Annotated in this window: 20 protein-coding genes; 7 read left to right on the forward strand and 13 right to left on the reverse strand. The window is 60.0% G+C overall.

The features are described from left to right. Positions 1-141: 141 nt before the first annotated feature. From V1293_RS09665 to V1293_RS09695, 7 genes are all read right to left on the reverse strand, one after another. A complete protein-coding gene (locus V1293_RS09665) occupies positions 142-375 on the reverse strand; it encodes a hypothetical protein (RefSeq protein WP_334508838.1) in 234 nt (77 codons plus the stop codon). Continuing rightward, positions 368-595, reverse strand: a complete 228-nt coding sequence (locus V1293_RS09670) for a hypothetical protein (protein WP_334508840.1) — start codon at positions 593-595, stop codon at positions 368-370. Before V1293_RS09670 ends, V1293_RS09665 begins: the two co-directional genes overlap by 8 nt. 117 nt (positions 596-712) lie before the next feature. Beyond that, positions 713-1084, reverse strand: a complete 372-nt coding sequence (locus V1293_RS09675) for a signal transduction histidine kinase (RefSeq protein WP_334516677.1) — start codon at positions 1082-1084, stop codon at positions 713-715. A 43-nt stretch (positions 1085-1127) separates the two neighbouring features. Further along, positions 1128-1628, reverse strand: a complete 501-nt coding sequence (locus tag V1293_RS09680) for a hypothetical protein (RefSeq protein ID WP_334508842.1) — start codon at positions 1626-1628, stop codon at positions 1128-1130. Between the two features lie 217 nt (positions 1629-1845). Beyond that, complete coding sequence (locus tag V1293_RS09685; protein ID WP_334516678.1) at positions 1846-2625, reverse strand: sensor histidine kinase; 780 nt, start codon at positions 2623-2625, stop codon at positions 1846-1848. Between the two features lie 104 nt (positions 2626-2729). Then, positions 2730-3059 carry a response regulator gene (locus V1293_RS09690; protein ID WP_442894226.1) on the reverse strand — a complete coding sequence of 110 codons (330 nt, stop codon included), beginning with the start codon at positions 3057-3059 and terminating at the stop codon, positions 2730-2732. 217 nt (positions 3060-3276) lie between these two features. Beyond that, on the reverse strand, positions 3277-3537 hold the full coding sequence (locus tag V1293_RS09695; RefSeq protein WP_334508846.1) for a DUF1488 domain-containing protein: 261 nt from the start codon (positions 3535-3537) through the stop codon (positions 3277-3279). A 420-nt stretch (positions 3538-3957) separates the two neighbouring features. On the opposite strand from V1293_RS09695, the gene V1293_RS09700 reads away from it, so the two are divergent. Then, complete coding sequence (locus V1293_RS09700; protein ID WP_334508848.1) at positions 3958-4260, forward strand: hypothetical protein; 303 nt, start codon at positions 3958-3960, stop codon at positions 4258-4260. 354 nt (positions 4261-4614) lie between these two features. Here the strand turns inward: V1293_RS09700 and V1293_RS09705 are convergent, their stop codons facing one another. Continuing rightward, positions 4615-4932, reverse strand: a complete 318-nt coding sequence (locus tag V1293_RS09705; RefSeq protein ID WP_334508850.1) for a hypothetical protein — start codon at positions 4930-4932, stop codon at positions 4615-4617. Positions 4933-5692: 760 nt separating this feature from the next. Between V1293_RS09705 and V1293_RS09710 the strand changes: the two genes are divergently transcribed. Continuing rightward, a complete protein-coding gene (locus V1293_RS09710; protein ID WP_334508852.1) occupies positions 5693-6064 on the forward strand; it encodes a hypothetical protein in 372 nt (123 codons plus the stop codon). 811 nt (positions 6065-6875) lie between these two features. Here V1293_RS09710 and V1293_RS09715 read toward each other — a convergent pair. The 5 genes from V1293_RS09715 to V1293_RS09735 are packed head-to-tail and all read right to left on the reverse strand — an operon-like array spanning position 6876 to position 12162. Then, positions 6876-7103, reverse strand: a complete 228-nt coding sequence (locus V1293_RS09715) for a hypothetical protein (protein WP_334508855.1) — start codon at positions 7101-7103, stop codon at positions 6876-6878. After that, positions 7103-8290: a M24 family metallopeptidase gene (locus tag V1293_RS09720; protein WP_334508856.1), complete on the reverse strand. Its 1188-nt coding sequence runs from the start codon at positions 8288-8290 to the stop codon at positions 7103-7105. The genes V1293_RS09715 and V1293_RS09720 overlap by 1 nt, the downstream gene beginning before the upstream one ends. A 21-nt stretch (positions 8291-8311) precedes the next feature. Then, positions 8312-9724, reverse strand: a complete 1413-nt coding sequence (locus V1293_RS09725; protein WP_334508860.1) for an MFS transporter — start codon at positions 9722-9724, stop codon at positions 8312-8314. Positions 9725-9742: 18 nt separating this feature from the next. Next, a complete protein-coding gene (locus V1293_RS09730; protein ID WP_334508863.1) occupies positions 9743-10531 on the reverse strand; it encodes an alpha/beta fold hydrolase in 789 nt (262 codons plus the stop codon). A gap of 11 nt (positions 10532-10542) precedes the next feature. Then, positions 10543-12162 carry an FAD-dependent monooxygenase gene (locus V1293_RS09735; protein ID WP_334508865.1) on the reverse strand — a complete coding sequence of 540 codons (1620 nt, stop codon included), beginning with the start codon at positions 12160-12162 and terminating at the stop codon, positions 10543-10545. A 107-nt stretch (positions 12163-12269) separates the two neighbouring features. Here V1293_RS09735 and V1293_RS09740 point away from each other — a divergent pair, with 107 nt between their 5' ends. The 5 genes from V1293_RS09740 (at position 12270) to V1293_RS09760 (ending at position 21770) form a co-directional block, all read left to right on the forward strand. Further along, on the forward strand, positions 12270-13172 hold the full coding sequence (locus V1293_RS09740) for a LysR family transcriptional regulator (RefSeq protein ID WP_334508867.1): 903 nt from the start codon (positions 12270-12272) through the stop codon (positions 13170-13172). 1655 nt (positions 13173-14827) lie between these two features. Then, positions 14828-16102 carry an IS256 family transposase gene (locus V1293_RS09745; protein WP_334508869.1) on the forward strand — a complete coding sequence of 425 codons (1275 nt, stop codon included), beginning with the start codon at positions 14828-14830 and terminating at the stop codon, positions 16100-16102. An 890-nt stretch (positions 16103-16992) separates the two neighbouring features. Continuing rightward, positions 16993-18249, forward strand: coding sequence for an ABC transporter substrate-binding protein (locus tag V1293_RS09750; RefSeq protein ID WP_334508871.1), 1257 nt, complete (start codon positions 16993-16995; stop codon positions 18247-18249). Between the two features lie 112 nt (positions 18250-18361). Continuing rightward, positions 18362-19240, forward strand: a complete 879-nt coding sequence (locus V1293_RS09755) for a branched-chain amino acid ABC transporter permease (protein ID WP_334508873.1) — start codon at positions 18362-18364, stop codon at positions 19238-19240. A 10-nt stretch (positions 19241-19250) separates the two neighbouring features. After that, the gene (locus tag V1293_RS09760) at positions 19251-21770 is read left to right on the forward strand and encodes a branched-chain amino acid ABC transporter ATP-binding protein/permease (RefSeq protein ID WP_334508875.1); all 2520 of its coding nucleotides are present in this window, start codon (positions 19251-19253) and stop codon (positions 21768-21770) included. The last annotated feature ends 257 nt before the right edge of the window (positions 21771-22027 follow it).

A 22027-nucleotide genomic window follows, 5' to 3' on the forward strand; every position in this document is an offset into this window, starting at 1 on the left:
GCTTCCTTCGTGTCGGCCGGCGCCAGGTGCCATCGTCCCGCGGTTTCGGAGCGGCTCACGAGGGCCAAGAAACGATCCGAATTCGGCAGGATGCAAGCGTCACGACGGCCGAACCAGCGATAGCGGTTGCGCGCGACCAAGTCACAGATCGCGTCGCGGATCATCCGTGGGATGAATTGGAAGATCCAAGTCCACTGTAGAGTCAGGAACGAAAGTATCGGCTACATAGCTTTTATCGACCGAACCAAACCGGATAATAGTGTGCGTATAAATCCAGCCACCCGGCACTCTGAAACGAAATATGGTTTCGTCATACTGACCGGAGACATGATCTTTAAAGACTTCTTCGTGGGTATGAAGCTTTTGCTTAGGCATGAACATCTTTCGAGTGCCGCTGCCAATAGCCACCAAAATCAACTGACTCGCCACGCTTCAAAGACAAAGCTGCGAGGCGGTTGACTTGCTCGGGGTTCGACAGACGGCCGTTGTCCCTCTCCAAGACAGCTCTTGAGCGTACCGCACCGGCGATGTGGTGATGGATGCCTTCCAGTTGATCCATCCAGGTCGTCCATGGCAGCGGAGCTGAATTGCGCATGCCACTTCCAAACCACCATCCGGTCATAGTCGTAGTGCCGAAATCCTCCTCGCGTGAGCGGCATGTCACAAGGCCTTCTTCTTACGAAACATCCGCCATCTGTTCGCGGCGCAGATCTCAAGCCAGCCTATGAAATGCCGGCGGCAAAGGCTCGCGCACGAGTTCACTTAGATTTAGTGCCTCGCCGCTTTCCGTGATGTCCGAGAACAGCACTTCGACATAGGGATGCTGGCGGTTGATTGCGGCGCCGCGCTGGTATTTCGCGTTCACGATCCGCTCGATCACCGCAAGATTGCGCTTGCCCAACGCGTTGTACTGATCGCGGAACAGACTCTGGCGTCCTCTCCGATGCTCGATGGATTCGACCCAGACATCCATCACCTTGCGGCCTATGAACGCTTCGACCCGTTCAGATCCGTCCCGCGCGAGAAGCCGCAGCCCGTCCATGTTGTGCGGGCCGTCATCGATGCCGAATTTTGTCAGTGACATGTTTTTACGCGACATGGGGAATCCTCCTGTTGCCGACGTTGGTTCACCTCGGCAGTCCGTCGGGGACTGCGCCTCCCTCATCGTCCCATCGGGACAGAGCAGCTGCACGCGATTTCGCGTCGCGATGCGCATCCTCCGTCGAGGCCTTTTTGCGACCGGCATCATTCTTATGCTTGTGCAGAAAGCGGGCGATCTGCCCGCGAAGCGCCGCCGTCTCCAATAATTCTCCGACCGATGCGGCGGTGTCGAAGATCTCCCGTTGCATGGCCTTCGGCAGCGCGCTCCATTGCATGATGATGGCTGCGCCGAGACATCGCAAGACGTGCTCCTCTTCGGCCGCAAGGACCAGGCCGCGAGCGCGATCCTGTTCCGCTGCGTTCACGGCGCTGTCGTAGTTATCAGCCAGTCCCTGCTCGTTATCGGCGAGCGCGGAGTGGCGATCCCTTAGTTTCTGAAATTTGTCGCTTTCGCCCTGACCGCTCGAACGCTTGATCAGTTCGCCGTATGCGGCGGCCTTTTCGCGGTGCTGTTGAGATCTAAACATGCGGCGTCCTTTCGTTGGAGGTCTCCGCGCGTTCCGACCGATCCCGATGGTTGACGAGGATGGAGTTATATATGGGGATCAAAGGGCCGAATAACGAGCTCCAGTGACAAATCACCACGTCATCAATCGCTGCGTAAGAAAAGCCGTTTCTGACAGATCGTAGCAGCCCGAACGAATGCAGGTTGCGATTTGGCTTCCGCAATACCCGAATACGGGCTTATGACGCCGCCGAAGTCAGAGAAGCCATCGGCACGTCGAATTCGCAGACGAAACCGGTCGGCGCATAGGTCAGCCGCACGTCGCCCCGGAGCTGCCTGCCGAGCGTCTCGATCAGCCGTGTGCCGAAGCTGCGCTTTTCGGGCGGGCGAACTGCCGCGCCATTCCTCTCGGTCCATGTAAGGTGCAGGCGCTGCGCCTGTTGATCCAACGTCCAGTTGATGTCGACGCGCCCTTCCGGGATCGACAGGGCACCAAACTTCGTGGTGTTGGTGCAAAGCTCGTTGAACGTCATCGCGATGGCGATGACGGCGCCAGATGTTATCCGGAGATCTGGTCCCGAAATCGAGAATCTCGGCTGATCGGGATTATCGAAGGCTTCGGTGGCGCTTCGGACAATCGTGCCAAGGTTCGCGCTGCTCCATCTTGCCTGTAGAAGAAGATCGTGCGCCCGCCCGAGCGCCAGCAGCCGGCCCTCGATCGCGTGTTGCGCGTGTTTGGCTTCGGGCAAGTCGCGCAGGCTCTGCGAGACGATGGCGCCGACGGTTGCCAGCGTATTCTTGATGCGGTGGTGCAGTTCCTCGAGGATCAGCTTCTGCAGCTTGTCAGCCGCCTCGCGTTCCCTGGCGTCGATTCCGGCCGCGGCCAGCAAACTCTGCGCATTGATCTCGGCCTGCGCGAGCAGAAGCCGCAGGCTGACATTTTCTGCCGCCAGTTCGTCTTGGTATGGGGAAGTGCTGCTTGCGGGACGCGGTTCCATCCGAAGATCGCCTTCAGACATCATTGATCGTATCATCATGAATTGGGTACCGCACTGATCTTCGGTGGCCGGTTTGTGTGCAATCACGCGATTTGGGCTGTATTTGGCCTCAAACTGTTGATGTCTCAGGCATGGCCGATCATGTCGCGCATTTCGGCTATCATTTCCCCGGCATTGAGCGGCTTGCCGAGAAACCTACTGCGGGGAGGAAGATCGACGTTCTGCAGCTTCAATTGTCCAGATACCACGATGATCCCAATAGTCGGCCAACGCTCATGCACGGCATACGCAAGTCCGACGCCGTCCATTTGGCCAGGCATCTGGATATCGGTGCATATCAACGCGACGTCGGATCGTGACTCCAGGATGGCGACGGCTTCGGCGGCATCCAGCGCCTCGAGTGGTGTGTATCCGGCGTCTTCCACCATGTCGACCGCGCGCATGCGCAGCACCATCTCGTCCTCGACAATGAGAACGACGGCGGGAATGCATGAATGATCAGGCGTCATAATCGAGCGCTCGCGGGGGAACGGCTATCGACTGAACAGGCGTTCGATCTGGGACAAGCATCTCGCTGTCCATATGATCCCCCGCTGGATCAACAATGGCACAATAAAGTCGCCGCCAATAGATTAGGCTCGCAGCAAGCGGAATGCCTACGCCAACGTCGTTTCAAAAATCTGTGGCGGCCAGATTGTAGGAGCCTCTGCTCCCACGGACGTAAACCTTCGCAGCCGCCGCGCATATCACATCACGGTTGCAATCGAACGCGCTCAGGAGGCCGGACTCGTCGGGGCGGGCATCCGGTTGAATTCGCCTCAATGCGTCTTCGTCTATGAAGAATGACGCTTCCAGCGCGCTGTCGTGCCCCCAGAACCGCACGGCTCGCCGGGTTTGGTCATATGAACGGCTGTGATTTGGAAACTCAATCATGGATTGGCACCATCAAGTTCTCGCCGGCGAACCACGCGCGTGCCGGCTTTCGCACGAGCCGCACCGAGGCATACGCGATGCCCATGGGCTGTCCCGACCGGTGACGCACATCGAAGCGATGTGCGGCTGGTCAATGGTCAATGTCAAGGTTTGGCGTGGCTAAGCTTCGCGCTGCCGTAAAGGCGATGCTGAAGCATTACGAGGGCGCAGTGATTCAGATGGCTACTCAATGCCGCATTACAAGCCTTGCCAGGGCAACCCCAAAACAAATTGCGATTCTCCTCGCTATTCGGTCGATAGCCACTATACTCAAAATATCACCGCGCGCCCCGGGCTGTTATCGGTGACTGAGAGTGTTGCGCTCCCGCCTCAACCAAAGGGCGGTCATATGCCAAAATTCCCTACATTCAGTTTTCGTGATTGGCTGGTACCCTCGGTATTGATGCCGATCTTTCTTGTGCTCCTGGTCGCCGCTGCGATGATTATTCAATGGTAATCCAGCGTAGCGCGGTTACACCGCAGTACGGGCTATCTCCAAATAAACAAACCCACTCGGCGCTTGCGCACGATCTGGACGCTAGGGCGGTGATCGCCCTGGACGAGGCTCGCGAGATGCCGCCGGGGGATGAACGCACCGAGGCGCTTCACAACGCAATAGCGCTTCGGAATGCCGTCGAGATTCACGCACTTCTCTCCGGCAAGCCCGACGCACCGGCCGCATGACGACGGCACTTTGATTACCCCGGGACGACGCAACACGCGGGTGGACGCTTGGTTGCGAAAGGCAATTGCAAGTGATCAACCTCTTGGAGGACGTCATGGAAATGAATGCAGCGTCGACTCTTCTGGCCTGCGGGGGATTTTTCGTCCTCTCGTTCGTTACGATCTGGGCTTTCTGGTTCGTGGAAAGTTTGCGCGGAGCAAATGCTCCTCACGTGTGAAGGCCGTAAGGTTGCGAGCGGGATGTCGGAGCGCCGGCTCGATGCCGGCTGACCCGCCCGCGCCGAGCCGTTTGAGTGTGCATCAAAAAACCGCGGATTTCTCCGCGGCTTTTTCGTAGGCCTTTGCTGGTATCGCTCAGTAGCGATCGGTACCGATTCCGACGCTGACGCCGGGGGCGCGGATGCCGATACCGCCACGCTCCTCATGACCGCGACGCTCGATATAGCGCTCGCGGCGGAGGGCGTATCCGTATGAATCGCGGTGCTCATGGATGATGACACGGCGCTCGCCGCGTTCGCGCCAGCAACGGCCGGACTCATTGCAAACCATGCGGACGCTTTGAATGTCGCTCTCCGGAGCGACCGATGCGTTCGGGGAAAGTGGCGCGGCGGAAGCTGCCGTCATGAGAAGGGCACTTGCGCCGGCCGCGAGATAGGTCACGAAATTCTTCATAATGTCTCTTCCAAAAGTAGTTATGTCAGCGGGTCAAGGTGCTGGCGGGACAATGGTTCCAATAGCCGTCCGTGATTGTGGGATTCGCGTGTAATGCAGTCTCGTTGATGCTCTGCAGCTTTCCACCGCGAGCCTATGAGGATGGTGGAATCCGCCCGCCGGGCAACCACCCGAAGTTGGACTCAAATCAAAACAGGCCGATGCGGTTTTCAATCAGGCCGTTGCGGGTCGAGCGGTGCTGTCCTAACCCGACACCCACTCTGGCAAATCAGGACAACCAAACGCACAACGCCGCCAAGCCAAATAATGCTTGGTGGCGTTGCGGGACATCCGGCCGGAGCAATCCCCGGCTTCCTGCTGTAGCGCTCAGAGATGCCAAATGTAGAAAGTCGCTCTCACGGTGAGGCTTTTCTCATTGTGCCAGCAGTAGACGGAAGAGTTTCGGTTGAGCCGCTGATAGCTGCGATCACGGCCTGAGACCGTTCTCCAGAGACGATGGCGCTGCGACCATTGGACTGGAGACCAAGATCGTGCTGTACAGCATCAGGACAAAAGCCTACCGTTGAACGACAAGGTGGCAGTTGTTCGCCTTGAAGCTGTCCATGAAGCGGTGACTTCCGAAGTCGCTGCTCGTCGTCGTAGCGGCAGCTAGCGTGCCATCGGAAGGCGCAATCTCACAGAGCTGGATGTTTTGCCAAGCACAGACGCAAGCGGCGTCTGCGGCTGCGAACCCGCTTGTGCGCAAAAAAAGGAGACCATCATGAGAATGCCCGAAATTTTGCAAGGTGAGGCGCGGACCCGCTTCCTCCAGGGAATCGCTTTCGGCGCTGTTGCGGCGATAACGATCGGATTTTTCTGGGGCGGCTGGGTCACCGGCGGCACCGCCAAAACCATGACCGCAATGGCAGAGACCAACGGTCGGATGTCTGTCCTGGTCCCGATATGCGTCGCGCAGTTCACAGCGGCCGACGGCGCCGTCGCCAAGTTCAAGGCGGCGGGCTCCTATTCAAGGGACAACGTCATCAGCGAATACGTGAAGACCGTTGCCGCCACGAGTATGGACTATTCATTCGCCAGGGCGTGCGCAGTCGGCGTAGAAGCTGAACTCTCAAAGACGGCCACAAAGAGCTGAGCGGTCGGTTCGCCAAGAAAGGATCCAGCGAAATGAGCGCTCTCAGGTCCGGACGGCCTTCCTACCTTGTATATGGCTTGTTGGCCGTCATCCTATTCGGCGGTTATGTGCTGCTCAATAGCTTTCAAAATGACAACTCCGCAACCATGGCCCCGACCCTGACACTCAATCGCTGACGCCTCGCGCGCTTCTTCATTGGGAACCCACACGGCACGTCCACGCCGGCAAAGTGGATCCGCCGCCTCTTTTGTCTGGAAGGTCACGCGGGCGGCGACGCATCGGCTTGCTTCCGATAGCGTACGTCGGTGCCGCTCCGAGAATGTTCGCTCCGGGGTCATAAGCTGACATAGAGGGTCGTCCGAGGCATGTCAGCCCTTCCCCAGAGAGCGGACATTCCAAAATCGCTCAATTCCGCGAAAAGACGCTCATTGCAACGTCACCCGCGACTACAGCGTGCGAATTTCAACCACCTCTCCTGCTCAACAAGCCCATCTCTCGGCAAGCGACACACGTTCGGCCCGCGCCTGTGCATGTTAGCCGTGCTGAGACCTTCTTTGATCTCTCGGTGCACACATCGTGCACACGCTGCTCTTTAACCATTTGAAAAACTTGAATTCTCGTTCCAATCCATCATGGGGAAGTTTAGGCTAGCTCCAGCAATCGAGGTCTAACGAAACTCCGATCCGGGTCTCATCATCAAGGGGAATGGCTTTTTGCGTCCCTCGCGAGCACTGGTCCTAGCCGGGAGGTCTTTCGGCCTTATTCGACGACGAGGTTCATGCGTTTTATCAGGAGACCAAGCTGCGCCATCTCATCCAAATAGAGCTTCTTGAAATCGTGTGGGCTCATCGGCTCGACGGGTATTCGCGGCGCCCAGGGCGATCAGGATCCAGCCGATGGCGTGCGGAACGAAACCCGGTCCCATCCGGGCCGCCGTTCCAACACGCAGATCGTTCCCAAGGATGAGCGCAGTGGCACCCATGCCCATAAACAACAGGCCCGACCAGAAATCCTTCGACGTCAGAACCGTCTTGGGCATTAGTTCTGGCCTGCGACGTTCCAGCCTCGTGCGCCGTCGCCTGCCGCTTCCCAGCCGTTTTCAGTCACGATCAGCGTATCCTCGAGCTTGATGTAACCGCGGGTGGGATGCGGCAGCGCCGTCTCGATCGAGACGACCATTCCTGGCTGCAACGGACGATCAGCATCGTAAGCCGCGTACGGCACCGGGCCGTGATCGGAGAGACGCGGCGCTTCGTGACTGATCAGGCCGATGCCATGCGCGGTGAAATCCAGGATGTCGCGATGCGGCGAGGACTTCACCGCCGCTTCGCCGGCCGTGACGATCTCGCCACCCGCCGTACCTGGCCGGATGACCTTGCGCGCCACCTGCTGGATTTCCTCGACCTCCTGCAACAATTCCTTCAGCTGGGCGTCGGGTTGCCCCAGGATACCCATACGGCAGAGGTCACCGATGTAACCGTGAAAATTGCCGCCGGAGTCGAGCGAAATCACGTCGCCCTGCCCTAGCCGTTGGTTCGACGGCGCGCGGTTGCGGCTGGTTCCAGCGGTGATCAGGCAATATTCAAACGCGAGATCGCGCGCCTGCTCTTCCCTTCTCAACCGGTCTACGACGTCGTTCTTGCTCATTCCGGGCTCGCAGACCTTGAAGGTTGCCTGCATGGCGCTGACGACGCGCCCGGAGGCCTGCCGTACAAGCTCGATCTCCGCCGCCGTCTTGACCGCACGCAACCGCTCGAGGAAGAATTGCGCATCGCAAAGTTCAACATTGCCTAGCTGGGCGCCGAGAAGTTGTCTGGCATCGGCGGGCAGAAAGCTTGGTTCAATGCCAACCCTCCTCACGCCGTCGCCGAGCTGTTTAATATGCTTGACCGCGGTTTCGGTGGCGTCGAGCGTTCCCCAGGACGACGTCTTGACGATCGGCGCCGGAATGGTTTCCAGCTCGCGCTCGAAACCCTCCATCCGATTTCCGACATAAAGCGTATTTTCGGGCCGGCCCCTTTGATAAACGACGACCGGCAAATAACGGCTGACGCCGATCGCATCCATCACGTCGAAAAAAAAGAAGCGATAACCGCCCAACAGGTACTGAACGTTATGCCGCGACGTGGCGATGACAACATCGAGGTCGGCCTCCCCCATCAACCTGTCGAGCTTCGCCGTGTCGAAGGGCACGTTTGGTGCAGTTTCGCTTCGCGCATTTTTCATATTATCGAATTCCTCTCCAGGTTACGCCGCCGTCTTTGCCGTCAAAGGCTTCGACACCGCATTCCCGCTCCGCGTGCCGCCGAACAACGAGACCGGGCGGCCGTGCGGCTCGACGCCAAGGAAGGTAAAGGCAAGGCCCACCAGAAGGCCTGCTCCAGCCAAAAAGATGAACGCCGGCATCACCGCCGACGCGGTGGCGTGCGGATGCACGTAATTGTCCGCACCTGCGATCACGGCAAGACACAGCGGTCCCACGATCTTGCCGACGCCATTGGCGAATTGGGCCAATCCGACCGCGCGCCCGCTGAGCTGGACCGGGAATATCTCCGCAGGATACGGACCGAGGTTCGAAAACCCACCATCGAAGAACAACGCGCCAACAATCAGGAAGATCAGGAACAGCGGCACGGAGCCCACGAAATCGTTATGGAAGTACGCGGCCAGCCCCAGCGAAATTGCGATGCCATATCCCATCAACTGACCGCAGGGTTTACGGCCGATCCGATGGGCAAGGAAGGCAAAGCCGGTCCGACCGAACACGCCGGCAAGACTGACATAGATGAACATTTTGGCCGCATCCTGGGGTGCGACCCCAAGCAATAGCGCGACGATCGTCGGGCCCCACAGGAAGACGCCATAATTGGCGGTGCTGGCGCCAAACCAGATCAGCACCATCAGCCAGAAGCGCCGCTGTTCGGCAAACAAATCGGCAAACCGCGCGCTACTTGCGGCCGGAAGTGCTGGCAACGCAAAGGATTGATCACCAACCCGGTAGAGCTTGCGGATGCTTGTCTGCGCTTCCCGCACCCGGCCCTTGCTGATCAGCCAACGCGGCGACTCCGGCATGACAATGGCGGTCAAGACCGCGAGGATGATCGGCAGAAAACCGACCGCGGCAAGTCCGCGCCAGCCGACCAGCGGCAACAGATAGCTTGCGGTGATCGATGCCGACAACACGCCAAAGGCGACGGGAACGACCACGAGGCTGGTGATCAGCGTCCTGTGACGGGTCGGTGCGAATTCCACGATGGCCGGCACTGCCGCCGCTGCGCCCGCCGCGAGCCCAAAGCCAACGAAGAACCGCAGTATCGCAAAGAAAATCCAGCCGTCCTCCGGAATCAGCGCGATGGCTCCGGAACTGAGGCCACAGATCAGGACGCCCGCAATGGCGAGCGGCTTGCGACCGAAACGATCGGCGAGGAATCCCGACGTCAGCGCGCCGAGCATGGCGCCGATGCCGGCGCTCATCAGCATGATCGAGGTCTGCCCGAAGGTCAGGTGCCATTTCGGCGCCAGCACCGACACCAGAAAGCCCACCACGAAGAAATCGAAAAAATCCACCACGCCGGTCACGGCGAAAAGGATGATCGATAGCCAGTAGCGCTTCGTCACCGGCGCTTCGTCGAAGGGTACTGCGCTCGCCTGGTCAGCCATGGTCTTCTCCCCGTGTTATCAACCCGCCTTTTTTGAATTCAGAAATGCAATCACCGCCTCCGCCACCCGTTCTGGCGCCTGGATCGACGACACATGTCCGGCCTGCTCGATCACGCGTGTTTCGACGCGCTTGAGATCGCGCGCGATGGCAAATGTCTCCGCGTTCGGAATCAGGCGGTCTTCGCTGCCAGCCAGCAGAAGCGTCGGGCGATCGAAAATTGCGAGATCGGCTGCGACCGGCTGCGCCAGGATGGCGCCCCGCCGCGCCTTTTGGCCGTCGTCACGGCTGTTGCCGCGGAAGATTTCGATCAGTTCCGGCCGGTCGCGCAAGCAATCCAATGGAAAGAAGAATTCCGCAATCTTTGGTGCATTGGCGGCGGTATCGGCGCGATAGGCGGCGAGTGTGCGGAAAACATCGGCATTCACCTCCAGCGGACTTTTGTGGACTTTCCATGTGCTACTGAGGATCAACCGGTCGATGTGATCCGGATGCCGCGCCGCCAGCACTTGCGCGATCAAACCGCCCAGCGAGGTTCCCATCACGTGGGCGCGGTCATAGCCGAGGCCACGGATCAGGGCGGCCGCATCGTCGGCGAGATCAGCCAGCGAATAAGGCGCGGCGGGATTGCGCGTCGCGCCGGAGTCGCGCTGATCGTAGGCGACTACGGTAAAATGGCCGTCCAGCGCACGCACCAGGCCATCGAACATCGCATGATCGGCCTCGCCGCCGTGCAGCAGCACGAGCGGGGCTCCGCGGCCTGTTTTATGATAGGCGGTGACGACACCATTGGCTTCGAGCGACTGCATCGGAGCCTCCGCTAATGCAGCAGCGTCGAGAGCGCGCCGGCGAGTTCCTTTGCCGGATCCGACGGTAGCCACGGCATTCGCCACGCCACATGCCCGTCGGGACGCACCAGCACGGCACCGCGCATACCCAATTGAAAACCTTCTGCTGGATCAGCCGTGGGCAATTGCTCGAGCGACAGCGTCACGCCGGTCTTTTCGGAAACCTGCCGGCCAGCCTCGAGCCACTCGTTGCCGAGCGGGCCGGTGACGACGGCGAATTCCTTGTCGAACCAGTCAAGCGTCGAGTGCTTTCGCGCGGAGTCGAGCCACATGTGCGGAAAGCGCGCGCCGGGGCGATCAGATGGCGTGTAGTAGCGCGAGTTCAGCGCCTTCGCGACGGTGCCGTCCGGGATCACGGCGCCTTCTTCGTAATTGTGTCCGAGATTCTGGCCGATGCTATGAAGATGATTGTCCATATCGTTGATCCAGAACCGGATCCGATCCGGATTCCGGGATCGCACCGCATCGTCAGTAAGGCCGAACCGCAGGCGATTGCCGAAACTGAAATTGGCGTTGGACTGCGCGACAGGCCGGCGCTCGCTGGAGTAACTGTCGAGCAGGTGGTCGTCGGCCCACCCCTTGAGGACGAACGCCAGCTTCCAGGCGAGATTGTGCGCGTCCTGCACCCCGGAATTCAGACCGAAGCCGCCGGTCGGTGGAAAGCGATGCGCGCAGTCGCCGACCAGGAACACCCGTCCCTTCCGGAACGTTTCCGCGACCTGCATGCTGACGCGCCAGATCGAACGGTTGAGCAGCGTCACATCGAGGTCCGGAATGCCGACATGCCCACGCGCGATTTCGATAAACTCCTGATCGGTCCACGGTCGCTCGCGATCGTCCTTGGTGAGACCTATCTGCGTCACCGTCAGCCACCGGTCACGACCATTGGTATTGAGGATACCGGCGCGCGGCAGGCCGGGCTTATCCGGGATGACGATGAAACCCGCCGCCTCGCGTGCGATCGGCAGGCACGATAGATCGGCCCGCCAATACTCGTTCGACATCACGGCCAACGTCGCCGGCCCGACCATTTCGATGCCCGCACTTCGGCGGGTTCGGCTCCCGGCGCCATCGGCGGCGATGAGGTAGGTCGCGCTCCATTCGGTGATTTCGCCCGTCGTTTCAGAACGCGTCCTGACGCGGACGCCGCTGTTGGTTTCCTCGAATGATTCACATTCCGTGCTGAACAGCGCCGTCGCATGCTTCGATCGCTCGACGACGCGCAGGATCTCTTCCTCGACGGCATCCTGGGCGACCAGGCTCTTCCACGCCGGGGTGTGTCCGACATTCGGCTCGGGCCGGGTGCGGCCGAACTCATGTCCCGCGATGCTGTCGAGGAACACGAACATGTCGGAGTTGTCCTGCAGGCCACGGTCGCGGATCGCGGTTTCGATCCCCCATTGCCGGAAGATTTCCATGGTACGTACCCAGCAGCCACGCGACTTCGGATGATCGGTGGTGGCCGGGCTCTTCTCGGCCACGACGCAATCGATACCGAACCTGTCGAGCAGCAGCGACATCGCGAGCCCTACCGGGCCGCCGCCGGCGATGAACACTGTCGTCTGGCGTGCTGCGTCCGCGGCGATGCCCATGCCCGTTCTCTCCCTGTATCGATTTTGGGCAGAGACTGCCCTAATTTTGCTATCTCGCAAGAATATGTTTGATATGGTTGCCATCTCGATTTGAGAAGGAGCTTCAATTGGACCTGCGGCAGCTTCGTTATTTCGTCGCGGTCGCCGAGCGCGGCGGCTTCGCGGCTGCGGCCAGCGCGCTCAACGTCGCGCAATCGGCGCTCAGCCGTCACGTCAAGGAACTCGAGCGCGAGCTCGGCGGCGCGCTGCTCGAACGCGGCGCGCGCGGCGTAACGGTGACCGAGTCTGGAAAGGTACTGCTGGCGCGCGGACGCTGGCTGTTCGGCGCTATCGATGACATCAAGGCCGAAGTGCGGACGGAAAACCGCGAGCCCAGCGGCACGGTGCGGCTGGGCGCGCCATCCAGTCTTGCCGATATCTTCTACGCGCCGCTGGCGCAATTATTCGTGAAGCGCTTTCCGCGAGTGCGACTCGAATTAAGCGAGGGCCTGACCGAAGGAATGTGCGACCGCCTGCTGCGCGGCGAACTCGATCTCGCGGTCGTCACCGCGCCACAACCTAACGATCATCTCGACTACGAAACGCTGGTGGTCGAGCAGGTGTTCCTGATCGGCCCGCCGCGCGATCCCTTGCTCAAACGCGGCAAGCTGACCCGCAAGGAGTTCGACGGCCTGCCGGCCGCGATTGTACCGCTCAGCCGCAATCCGTTCCCGTCGACGGTGCCGTTCTCGCTGCGGGTCGAAAGCAGCGTCCCGCTGAAAAGGATAGTAGCCTCTGGCCTCGGCTATGGCCTACTACCCTTCTCCGGCATTCACGAAGAGGTGGCGGCAGGCACGTTGTCGGCCGCACTCATGCCATGGATGCGCGCCGATCGCTTGCTGGCGCTACCACGCGGACGCCCGATCAGCCGCGCCACGCGTGAAGCGTTCACGGGGCTAAGGCAGGTTTGCCAAGACCTAATTGATGAAGGAAAAATCCTGGTTGCCAAGCCGCGCAGGAGGTCTCGCTGACGGATTAAAACCTTAGGACAAATTCGCGGATTGCTAAACGAGTTCTCTCCCGAGACGATTGCCTTCCGCAAACTATTCTCACTGGTTGTCTACAGATCATCTTCTAAACTCTCACCCCAGACCTTCGTGAGAGGGAGCTTGATCTAGGTTCCCGCTAACGCGAGCCAGCTAAATCCCCATCCACAGGCCAACGACCGACGCGCCAAGAGCTTTCCATAACCGCTCGTTCCGCGAATCTTCCACGAGTTCGCTGCGCCCCGGTTGTCGCATAGCGTGGACTTCAGCGCCTCGTCATCATTGATCACGCCGACGTCCGGATGATTGCCGAACAGCTTTGGGAGATAAGACGCTGTGCGCGCCCTCTCAATCTTGGTTGCTGCGCTGAAATCGCGTGCCGTCGTCTTTGTATTAACCGACGGCGATCGGCGCTCATTGCGCAAGAACGGAAGGAAAAGAGCGGTAGAGGTTGGTGCCATGAAATGATCGCTGGCATCACGACGACAACGTCGTTCCCGGGACTGATAACACTGGCAAAAATTGGAACGGTGTTCAGCCTGATTGTCGGAATGATTGTCAGAATGAGATTGAAAAATTCGCGCTAAGCCATTGAAATTGTTTTGGAGCGGGTGAAGGGAATCGAACCCTCGTATTCAGCTTGGAAGTCTCCGGATTTTCGCAGTGTTTTCAAAGGCCGTTCTGACATTTCGCAGATTTTTGGGCGATTGAGATCACTACGGAATTTCTCTTTGTCAGAATGGGGATTGCGCGCCCCATTCGCCTCCTTTTCAAGCCGCTAGACGGCGGCTACGATCCTACTCCATGTGTTACTGAAAATGGATTTGGCATCTGATTCTAGGTCAAGGGCGTTTGGTCTGACATGGTCCTTGCCTGGATTCCATGGTCCACGGCTTCAAAACCTAGACCAGAGAGCCGTCGGCGAGTTTTTCGCCATCTCTTGGCGTCTATGGAAATCCGTGAAGTATTGGGGGCAATGCCTGTATCAACAACACGGCACTTCCGCCCAATACACTGGCACCCACCACAAGCAGGGACAGGACACGCTCCAAAAGGATCTCGACGCTGGCGACGTCGTTAGAATTTGGCATCTGTGCACCCGCTTCGTTCGTGCGACTAGGACGTCATAGACTGAGTCGCTGGGTTGCCGAGCGGCGAAATTTGCCGGAAAATTAACTCATGATTCACCGACTCGGGCGCCCTGCCCGATGGGCGTTGGTGTCGGTTTCGACCGCGTGCGATTCGCTCCTGATTCCGGTCTCGTAAGAACGCTATCGATCGGGAGACGAGATAGAGAAGATCAGAACTTCAGATCCCTAGTCCGAGGTCGGCTGCCGAGCCAGCCGCATAGGCTCACGACCGAACGCGGATATCATTTGGGCTTCATGGAAGTTGGATTTCCTCTTCGATCCTTTCTCTGCGTCATACTTTGACCTCGAGCATGGGAACACAGCACGTCGGTTAGCAGCACAGCGATTCTGGCAATCGTTGAATGGATTCGCGGCGACCTACAGTGACTTGGTGTGTTGAACCCACGCCCTGGGTGCCGTAGCGGGAGTGGTTGGAAAATGAAGGCGGCGTAATCTCCAGCTTGGACCAACAAGCGATTCCGGCGTTTCAGCGCCGGTGGAGATCACGCCATGACGAAGATTATCACGACGCCTTGCCTGCCGCAGTCCGAAATCGAGACGACTGAGCAGCTTTTCGACAACTGGTTCGACCCGATCGAAGCTGGCCTTCGCGAGCGAACCCGGGAATTCCTGCAAGCGATGTTCGAAGCTGAGCTCGACGAGGTGCTGGCGCGCTCGCGCTACGCCCGACGGGCGAGGCCGGCGAGCGGCGATTCGGGGGCGACGCCCGCCGCCACTGGTCACCGCCACGGGCATCGGCCGCGCTCGCTGCTGGGCACATTCGGGAAAGTGGAGATCGCAGTGCCGCGCGCCCGCTTGAATACGTCCGATGGCAAGACGACCGAGTGGAAAAGCGGCGCACTGCGGGCCTACCAACGCCGCACGCTGGCCGCCGACGCGCTGATCGCCGGCTGCTACCTGGCGGGCACCAACACGCGCCGTGTGCGCCGCGCGCTCTCTGCCCTGTTCGGCGGCGCGGTTGGCAAGGACACGGTGAGCCGGGTGTGGCGCAAAGTGAAGAGCGACTGGGATGCGTGGAATGGCCGCTCACTGGCCGAGGAGCCGATCGTGCGGTTGATCCTCGACGGCACCGTGGTGCGGGTGCGGCTCGACCGCAAGGCCACATCGATCTCGCTGCTGGTTGTCATCGGCGTGCGCGCGGACGGCCAGAAAATCTTGCTCGCAGTCAAGGCCATGGGCAGCGAGAGCACCGAAGCCTGGCGGGCGGTGCTCGACGATCTCATCCGGCGCGGCCTGCGGCGGCCCGAGTTCCTCATCGTGGACGGCGCGCCCGGGCTCGATAGCGCGATCGCCGCTGTGTGGGACGGCGTACCGGTGCAGCGCTGCACGGTTCACAAGCACCGCAACCTCTTGGCGCATGCGCCCGAGCGCCTGCACGAGGAGATCACCGCCGACTACAACGACATGATCTATGCGGCGACGCGCGAGGAGATCGAGGCGCGCCGCAAGGCCTTCATCCGCAAATGGCGGCTCAAGCATCGAGCAGTGGCCGACAGCCTGCAGGAAGCTGGCGGCCGGCTCTTCACCTTCACCCGGTTGCCGCCAAGTCAGTGGAAGAGCGCGCGTACCACCAATGCCATCGAGCGGCTGCACGAGGAGTTCAAGCGGCGGATCAAGACGCAGACCGTGCTGCCATCGGCTGACACGGCAGCGATGTTGTTCTGGGCGCTGCTCGCCTCCGGTCAGATCAACATGCGCAAAGTCGACGGCTGGAAAACGCTCGCCACAAAACCTATCGATCAGCCGATTGACCTCGCCGCATGATCAGATAGCTTCACGTCGCTGGAGATCGCGCCACGAATCCCAACCACATTCCGGGCGGCACCACGCCCTGCGTCCCGAACGCAGTGAATATCTTCTAAGTTGTTGATTTTTCTTGCTGCGGCAGGTGTTTCCGCCACGTTCACAGTCGTTTCACCCAATTCGTTGCGATTTCGTTGCGGCGTTCTCAGGGAGAACGGCAGCAGTCACCTTGGTCCAAATGGGTCATGCTCCAACGGACTCTAGCTAGATAAACTGGCCCATCGGAAGCAATTGCCCCATTCTTCCGGTCGGGGGTCCACAATTCGATCCAGAAATAGCAACGGCTACTGGGCTTAATTGCCAACGAGGTCGCCAGAGAACGTGCGGCCTCGGGAAAGATGGCGGAGGGAGAGGAACTGGGATCGAACCTTCTCCGCGTAGCCAAGAGTGGTCTATGGGTCCGGGCGGTCCCCCTAGAGGTACACGACCCCGGTCAGAACGGGAGACGGCTGTCCCAAACGGCAGTGCCGGGCGACCATCCGGCTAGTACATCCCGGCATTGGGACCCTTGCCAAACCCATATCGAGCCCCCTGATTGACCGAATTGGCTGGTCCGGCCTTGGGTGGGCTCCCCTGGAGAGCCGATCCTGCCGATCCGCCATGGCATTTACTCCCCTCGGTGATGGTCGCCAACTCAAATACGCAAGTAATTTCATCGCTTTCGCTTATCCGAGCATTTGGGTTTCGCGGCTGATCTTCCTCGACAACGGCTCGGACTTTTGCAACCCTAACTGTGATCACACAGAGATCACAGCAAGCGGCACAAAGCGGTTCATGATTGAACAGTGCGGCGCTTGCCGAAAGAACAAATAGCGGCAGCCAAGGCGGCCGCACTAGGGAGATGAAGGCTGATGTCCAACAATAATCAATTCACGCGCCGTAGCCTGTTGAAGACCGCCGGCAGCATTGCGCTGGTGTCAGGAATTTCCGCGCCAGCGATTTTGCGGGCGCAAACCACCGACGTCATCAAGATCGGCCATTTGACGCCACGCACCGGTTTCCTCGGACCGCTCGGCGAATATGCCGTGATGGCCGCCGACCTTGCGGTGGAAGAGATCAATGCCGCGGGCGGCATGGCGGGTCGCAAGGTCGAGTTATTGAAAGAGGATTCGGTCAATCCGCAGACCGCCTCGACCAAGGCGGAACGCATGATCGAGCGCGACAAAGTCGCCTGCATCATCGGCGAGATTTCTTCGGCGTCGTGCCTGACCATCGCGCAGGTCGCCTCTCGCACCAAGACCCTGTACATCAACACCGGCGGCAACTCCGACGCGTTGCGCGGCAAGGATTGCCAGCGCTATATGTTCCACGTGGAGTCGCAGAATTCGATGTACGTGAAGACCGTCGGCCGCTCGCTCCTGCGCGATGGCCTGGTCAAGGGCAAGAAGTGGTATTCGCTGACGGCGGACTACGCGTTCGGCCATGACCTCTTGAAGGTTTCAAAACGCTTCATGGAAGCAAATGGAGGCCAGTTCGCCGGCGACGATCTGGTGCCGACCGACGCTGCCGATTTCTCCGCCTACTTGCTGAAGATCCGCGAGGCCAAACCCGACCTGGTCGCGATCAATCTCGCCGGCAACCAGACCACCAATTTCCTCAAGCAATATGCCGAGTTCGGCCTCACCATCCCGGTCGGCGGGTTCGGCTTCGACACCGCATTGGCCTGGGCGGCAGGCAAGGGCAACTTCGTCGGCACCTGGCCAGTTGTCTGGCATCACCTGATCGACACCCCCGGCAGCAAGGCGTTCGTGGCGGCCTTCACCAAGAAATACAACAAGCCGCCGGAGAACCAGGCCTGGGGTGATTACATCTCCATGAAGATCGTGGCGCAGACCATCAACGAACTGAAATCATTGGAATCGCCGAAGATTATCGAGCATTTCGAGAAGGGTGCGAAGTTTGATCTTCTCAGGACCCGGCCCGGCTACTTCCGCGGTTCGGATCATCAATTAATGCACGAAATGTATGCGGTCACAGCGCTGCCCGCCGACAAGATCAAGAACCAGTGGGACATCTTCTCCTCCAGCCCGGCGGTCCCGGGTCCCACCGAAGACCTCGAAGTGATCGCCGCCACCAAAGAGGAGAACAGCTGCACGTTCCCGAGCTGACGAACGGATATTGGCGTCTCTCTGGAGTTCCGGAGAGACGCCAACTCTCTATCCTGTTCGCAAACCTCCCTGGCGCGCAGCCGGCGCGTATTCCAGCAGCGGGACCAAAGTGATGTCCGCCGTGTTATTAGCCCAGCAAATCCTCAACGGCCTGCTCGACGGCGTATACTATCTGCTGATCGCGCTTGGCCTGTCGCTGATCTTCTCGCTCGGCGGCATTGTCAATCTCGCGCACGGCGCGTTCTACGCAATCGGCGCCTATCTCACGCTGGTGCTGTCGCCCTATCTCGGCTTCGGCGGGTCATTCGTGGCGGCGCCGATCGTGGTGGCGCTGCTCGGCGTGGTGATCGAGCGCACCTTGTTCAGCCGTTTTTATCGCTCCGATCCGATCCTTTCGCTGCTGATGACATTCGGCCTTGCCATGGTGGCGGAGCAGGCTCTTCGAATGATCTTCGGCGCACCGCCCTTGTCCTACTCGATTCCGCAATGGCTGCGCGGACAGGTCGCGATGGGCAGCTTCATCTATTCGTTTTATCGCGTGGTACTGCTTGGCATTGCAGCGACTTGCATCGCCGGCCTGTGGATGCTTCTGCAAAAGACTTCCTTCGGCCGCGTGGTCCGCGCCGGCGTCCAAAATCCAGACATGGTCGGTGCGCTCGGCATTTCGTTGCAACCCTATATGTCTGCGGTTGCAGCGCTCGGCATCGGGCTCGCAGGCCTCGCCGGCGTGCTGCTGGCGCCGATCTATTCCATCCATCCCGCGATGGGCCAGGAGATCATCACTCCGGCGTTCGTGGTCGTGGTCATCGGGGGCCTTGGATCGTTCTGGGGCGTGGTTGCGGCAGCATTGCTGGTCGGCCTCGTCAAAGGCGTAATGGTTGGGATCGGCTATTCCGCAGCCTCCACCGCAGCGATCTATCTGTTGATGCTGCTGGTATTGCTGTTCCGGCCACGCGGCCTATTCGGCGAACGCATCACGCGGTTCGAGTAAGGCGCTGGAAATGTTGAAGCACCTGCCAGTTCCGCTATTGATCGCCGCCCTCGGACTTCTCGTGCTGCCGCCGGTGCTGCTCGCGCTTGGCTTGACCATGACCTCGGCCACCGAGGTCGTCACTTACGCGCTGGCCTGTATGGCGCTGAACATTCTGGTCGGCCATACCGGCCTTGTGTCTTTCGGCCATGGCGCGTGGTTCGGCCTTGCCGCCTATGCCGCCGCCCTGCTGCAGCGCAACTGGATGCACGATTCGTTTTTCGGCCCGACCCTTGTCGGCGTCCTGAGCGTAACCGTGATCGCCGCTGCGTTCGGATTCCTAATCCTTCGACGGCGCGGTGTCTATTTCTCGCTGCTGACGTTGGCTCTGGCGGCGATGCTATACGCGGTGTCATTTCGCTGGACCGAAGTCACCGGCGGCGAAAACGGCCTCGGCGGTATCACACGGCCGACGCTGTTCGGCTTCAATCTGGAATCCTCCACAAATTACTACTGGTTTGTCGCAATAATTGCGTTCGCAGCGCTGATCCTGCTATGGCGATTCCATAACTCGACGGTCGGTAGCGTGCTGGTAGCGATTCGCGAGAACGAGCAGCGCGCCCGTTTTCTCGGCTATCCGACCAACCGCTACAAACTCGCCGCCTTCGTTCTGTCCGCAGGGATCACCGGACTTGCCGGCATCCTGCTGCTTTATCAAAACCGCATGACCTCCGCCGATCCGATCTCGGTCTCGTTCTCCGGTGATCTGCTGGCGATGGTCGTGATCGGCGGCATGCGCAGTTTCCTGGGCCCCGCGCTCGGCGCGCTGTTCTTCATCCTGTTCCGCGAATTTCTGGGTATTTATACCGAGAACTGGCTGTTCTGGTTCGGTCTGGTATTCGTCGGCTTCATCGTGTTTTCACCGACCGGCCTGATCGGTGTCGGCGAGCGGCTGATAGCGCCGTTTCGCAAGAAGACAACAGAAGATGCCGCAATGTCGGCGCGCCGCATCGAACTCTTGCCGCTGCCTGAATTTTTGCGGCCCAAATCTCACATCCACGGACCGGTGCTTGCCGCACGCCACATCGTCAAGAGTTTTGGGGGGATCAAGGCCGTTCAGGGCATTGATATCTCCATCGCAGACCGCACGCTGCATGCGTTGATCGGCCCAAATGGCGCCGGCAAGACCACGGCGTTCAATCTCTTGTCGGGTATGTATCCGCCTGACGAGGGCACGGTATCCTTGATGGGCCAGCCGATCGCCGGACATACACCGGAGGAGATCGCCGGAGCAGGCATCGGCCGCTCGTTCCAAATTACCAACCTTTTTCCGGCGCTCAGCGTTGGCGAAAACATCCGTCTCGCCGTGCAGGCGCGGCATCCGCGCCGCTTCGATCCTGTCACCAATGCCCTGTCGATCGACGCGATCAATGCCGAAACCGACGCTACCATCCGCTATCTCGGTCTCGCGGGCATTGAAAAGGCCGAAGCGGGCAACTTGTCCTATGGTGGCCAACGCCTTCTCGACATGGGCGTGGCGCTCGCCACCGCACCGCGCGTGCTGCTGCTGGACGAACCGCTGGCGGGGCTTGCCGCGGCGGAGCGCGAGCGGATCGGTGCCATTATCAAGCGCATCTCGTCGGATTTGCCAGTGCTGCTGGTCGAGCACGACATCGACCGGGTGTTTCAGCTGGCGGATCATATCACGGTCATGAACGAAGGCCGGGTCCTGCTCGACGGCACCGTCGACGAAGCTCGAGCCAGTGCAAAGGTGCAGGAAGTCTATATCGGTTCCGGCGCCACCGAGGTTGCCGCGCGCCCGCGAGAAACCGCGGCCCGTGTCAACGCGTTGCTGACGGTCAACAATATCGACACCTTCTACGGCAAGAGCCACATTCTCAACGATGTCAATTTCACGCTGCACGAGAACGAGATCATGGCGCTGCTGGGTCGCAACGGCGCCGGCAAGTCAACCCTACTGAAAACGCTGGTCGGCATCGCGCCAGCGTCGCACGGATCGATCAGACTCTCCGACAGCCAGCTTATCGGCAATTCGTCGGCGCAGAATGCGCGGCTCGGGATCGGCTACGTGCCACAGGGCCGCGGTCTGTTCGCGGGCATGAGCGTCGAGCAGAATCTTGAACTTGGTGGGCTGAAGCGCCAAACCGGCAATGGCGTGCATTGGACTCGGGAGCGCATCTACGAATATTTCCCGCGGATTCGAGAGCGGCTCGACAGCCCAGCGGATTATCTCTCGGGCGGCGAACAGCAGATGGTTGCGGTGGCACGCGCGCTTTCGGGCGACGTGCGGGTATTGCTGCTCGATGAGCCCTTCGAAGGCCTCGCTCCAACCATCGTAGAGCAGTTGTTCGAAACCTTCGACCGGCTGCGCAGGGAAATCGCAATCATCATCGTCGATCACCATCTCGATCTGGCGTTAGCGCTGTCTGATACCACGGTAGCGCTGGAGCGCGGCCGGGTGATCCACCAAGGGCCGTCCAAAGACTTGCGCCACGATCTCGACCTGCGCCGCAAGGTGCTCTGGCTGTGAGAGGACCGCGAGGAAGGATGATCGACACATCGCCGTCGTAGGCACGCCGGGCTTATCGGACGGCCTGGGCCGCGATTTTTGCCCGCGCCGGACGGGAACTTCCACGCTCACCCATCCTTTCTGCTGAAGTTTCTCGCCGCCAAGCATTTGTGGGACGGTCACCCTTCGCGTATTTAGGCGTTATGGAACGGCGATGTCCGTTCTTCTCTCGACAGCCGACATTCCGCGCCCCACCTGCGATGTCCGCTCCGTGCCAT

The sequence above is a fragment of the Bradyrhizobium sp. AZCC 1693 genome (assembly GCF_036924745.1).
Classification (GTDB): domain Bacteria; phylum Pseudomonadota; class Alphaproteobacteria; order Rhizobiales; family Xanthobacteraceae; genus Bradyrhizobium.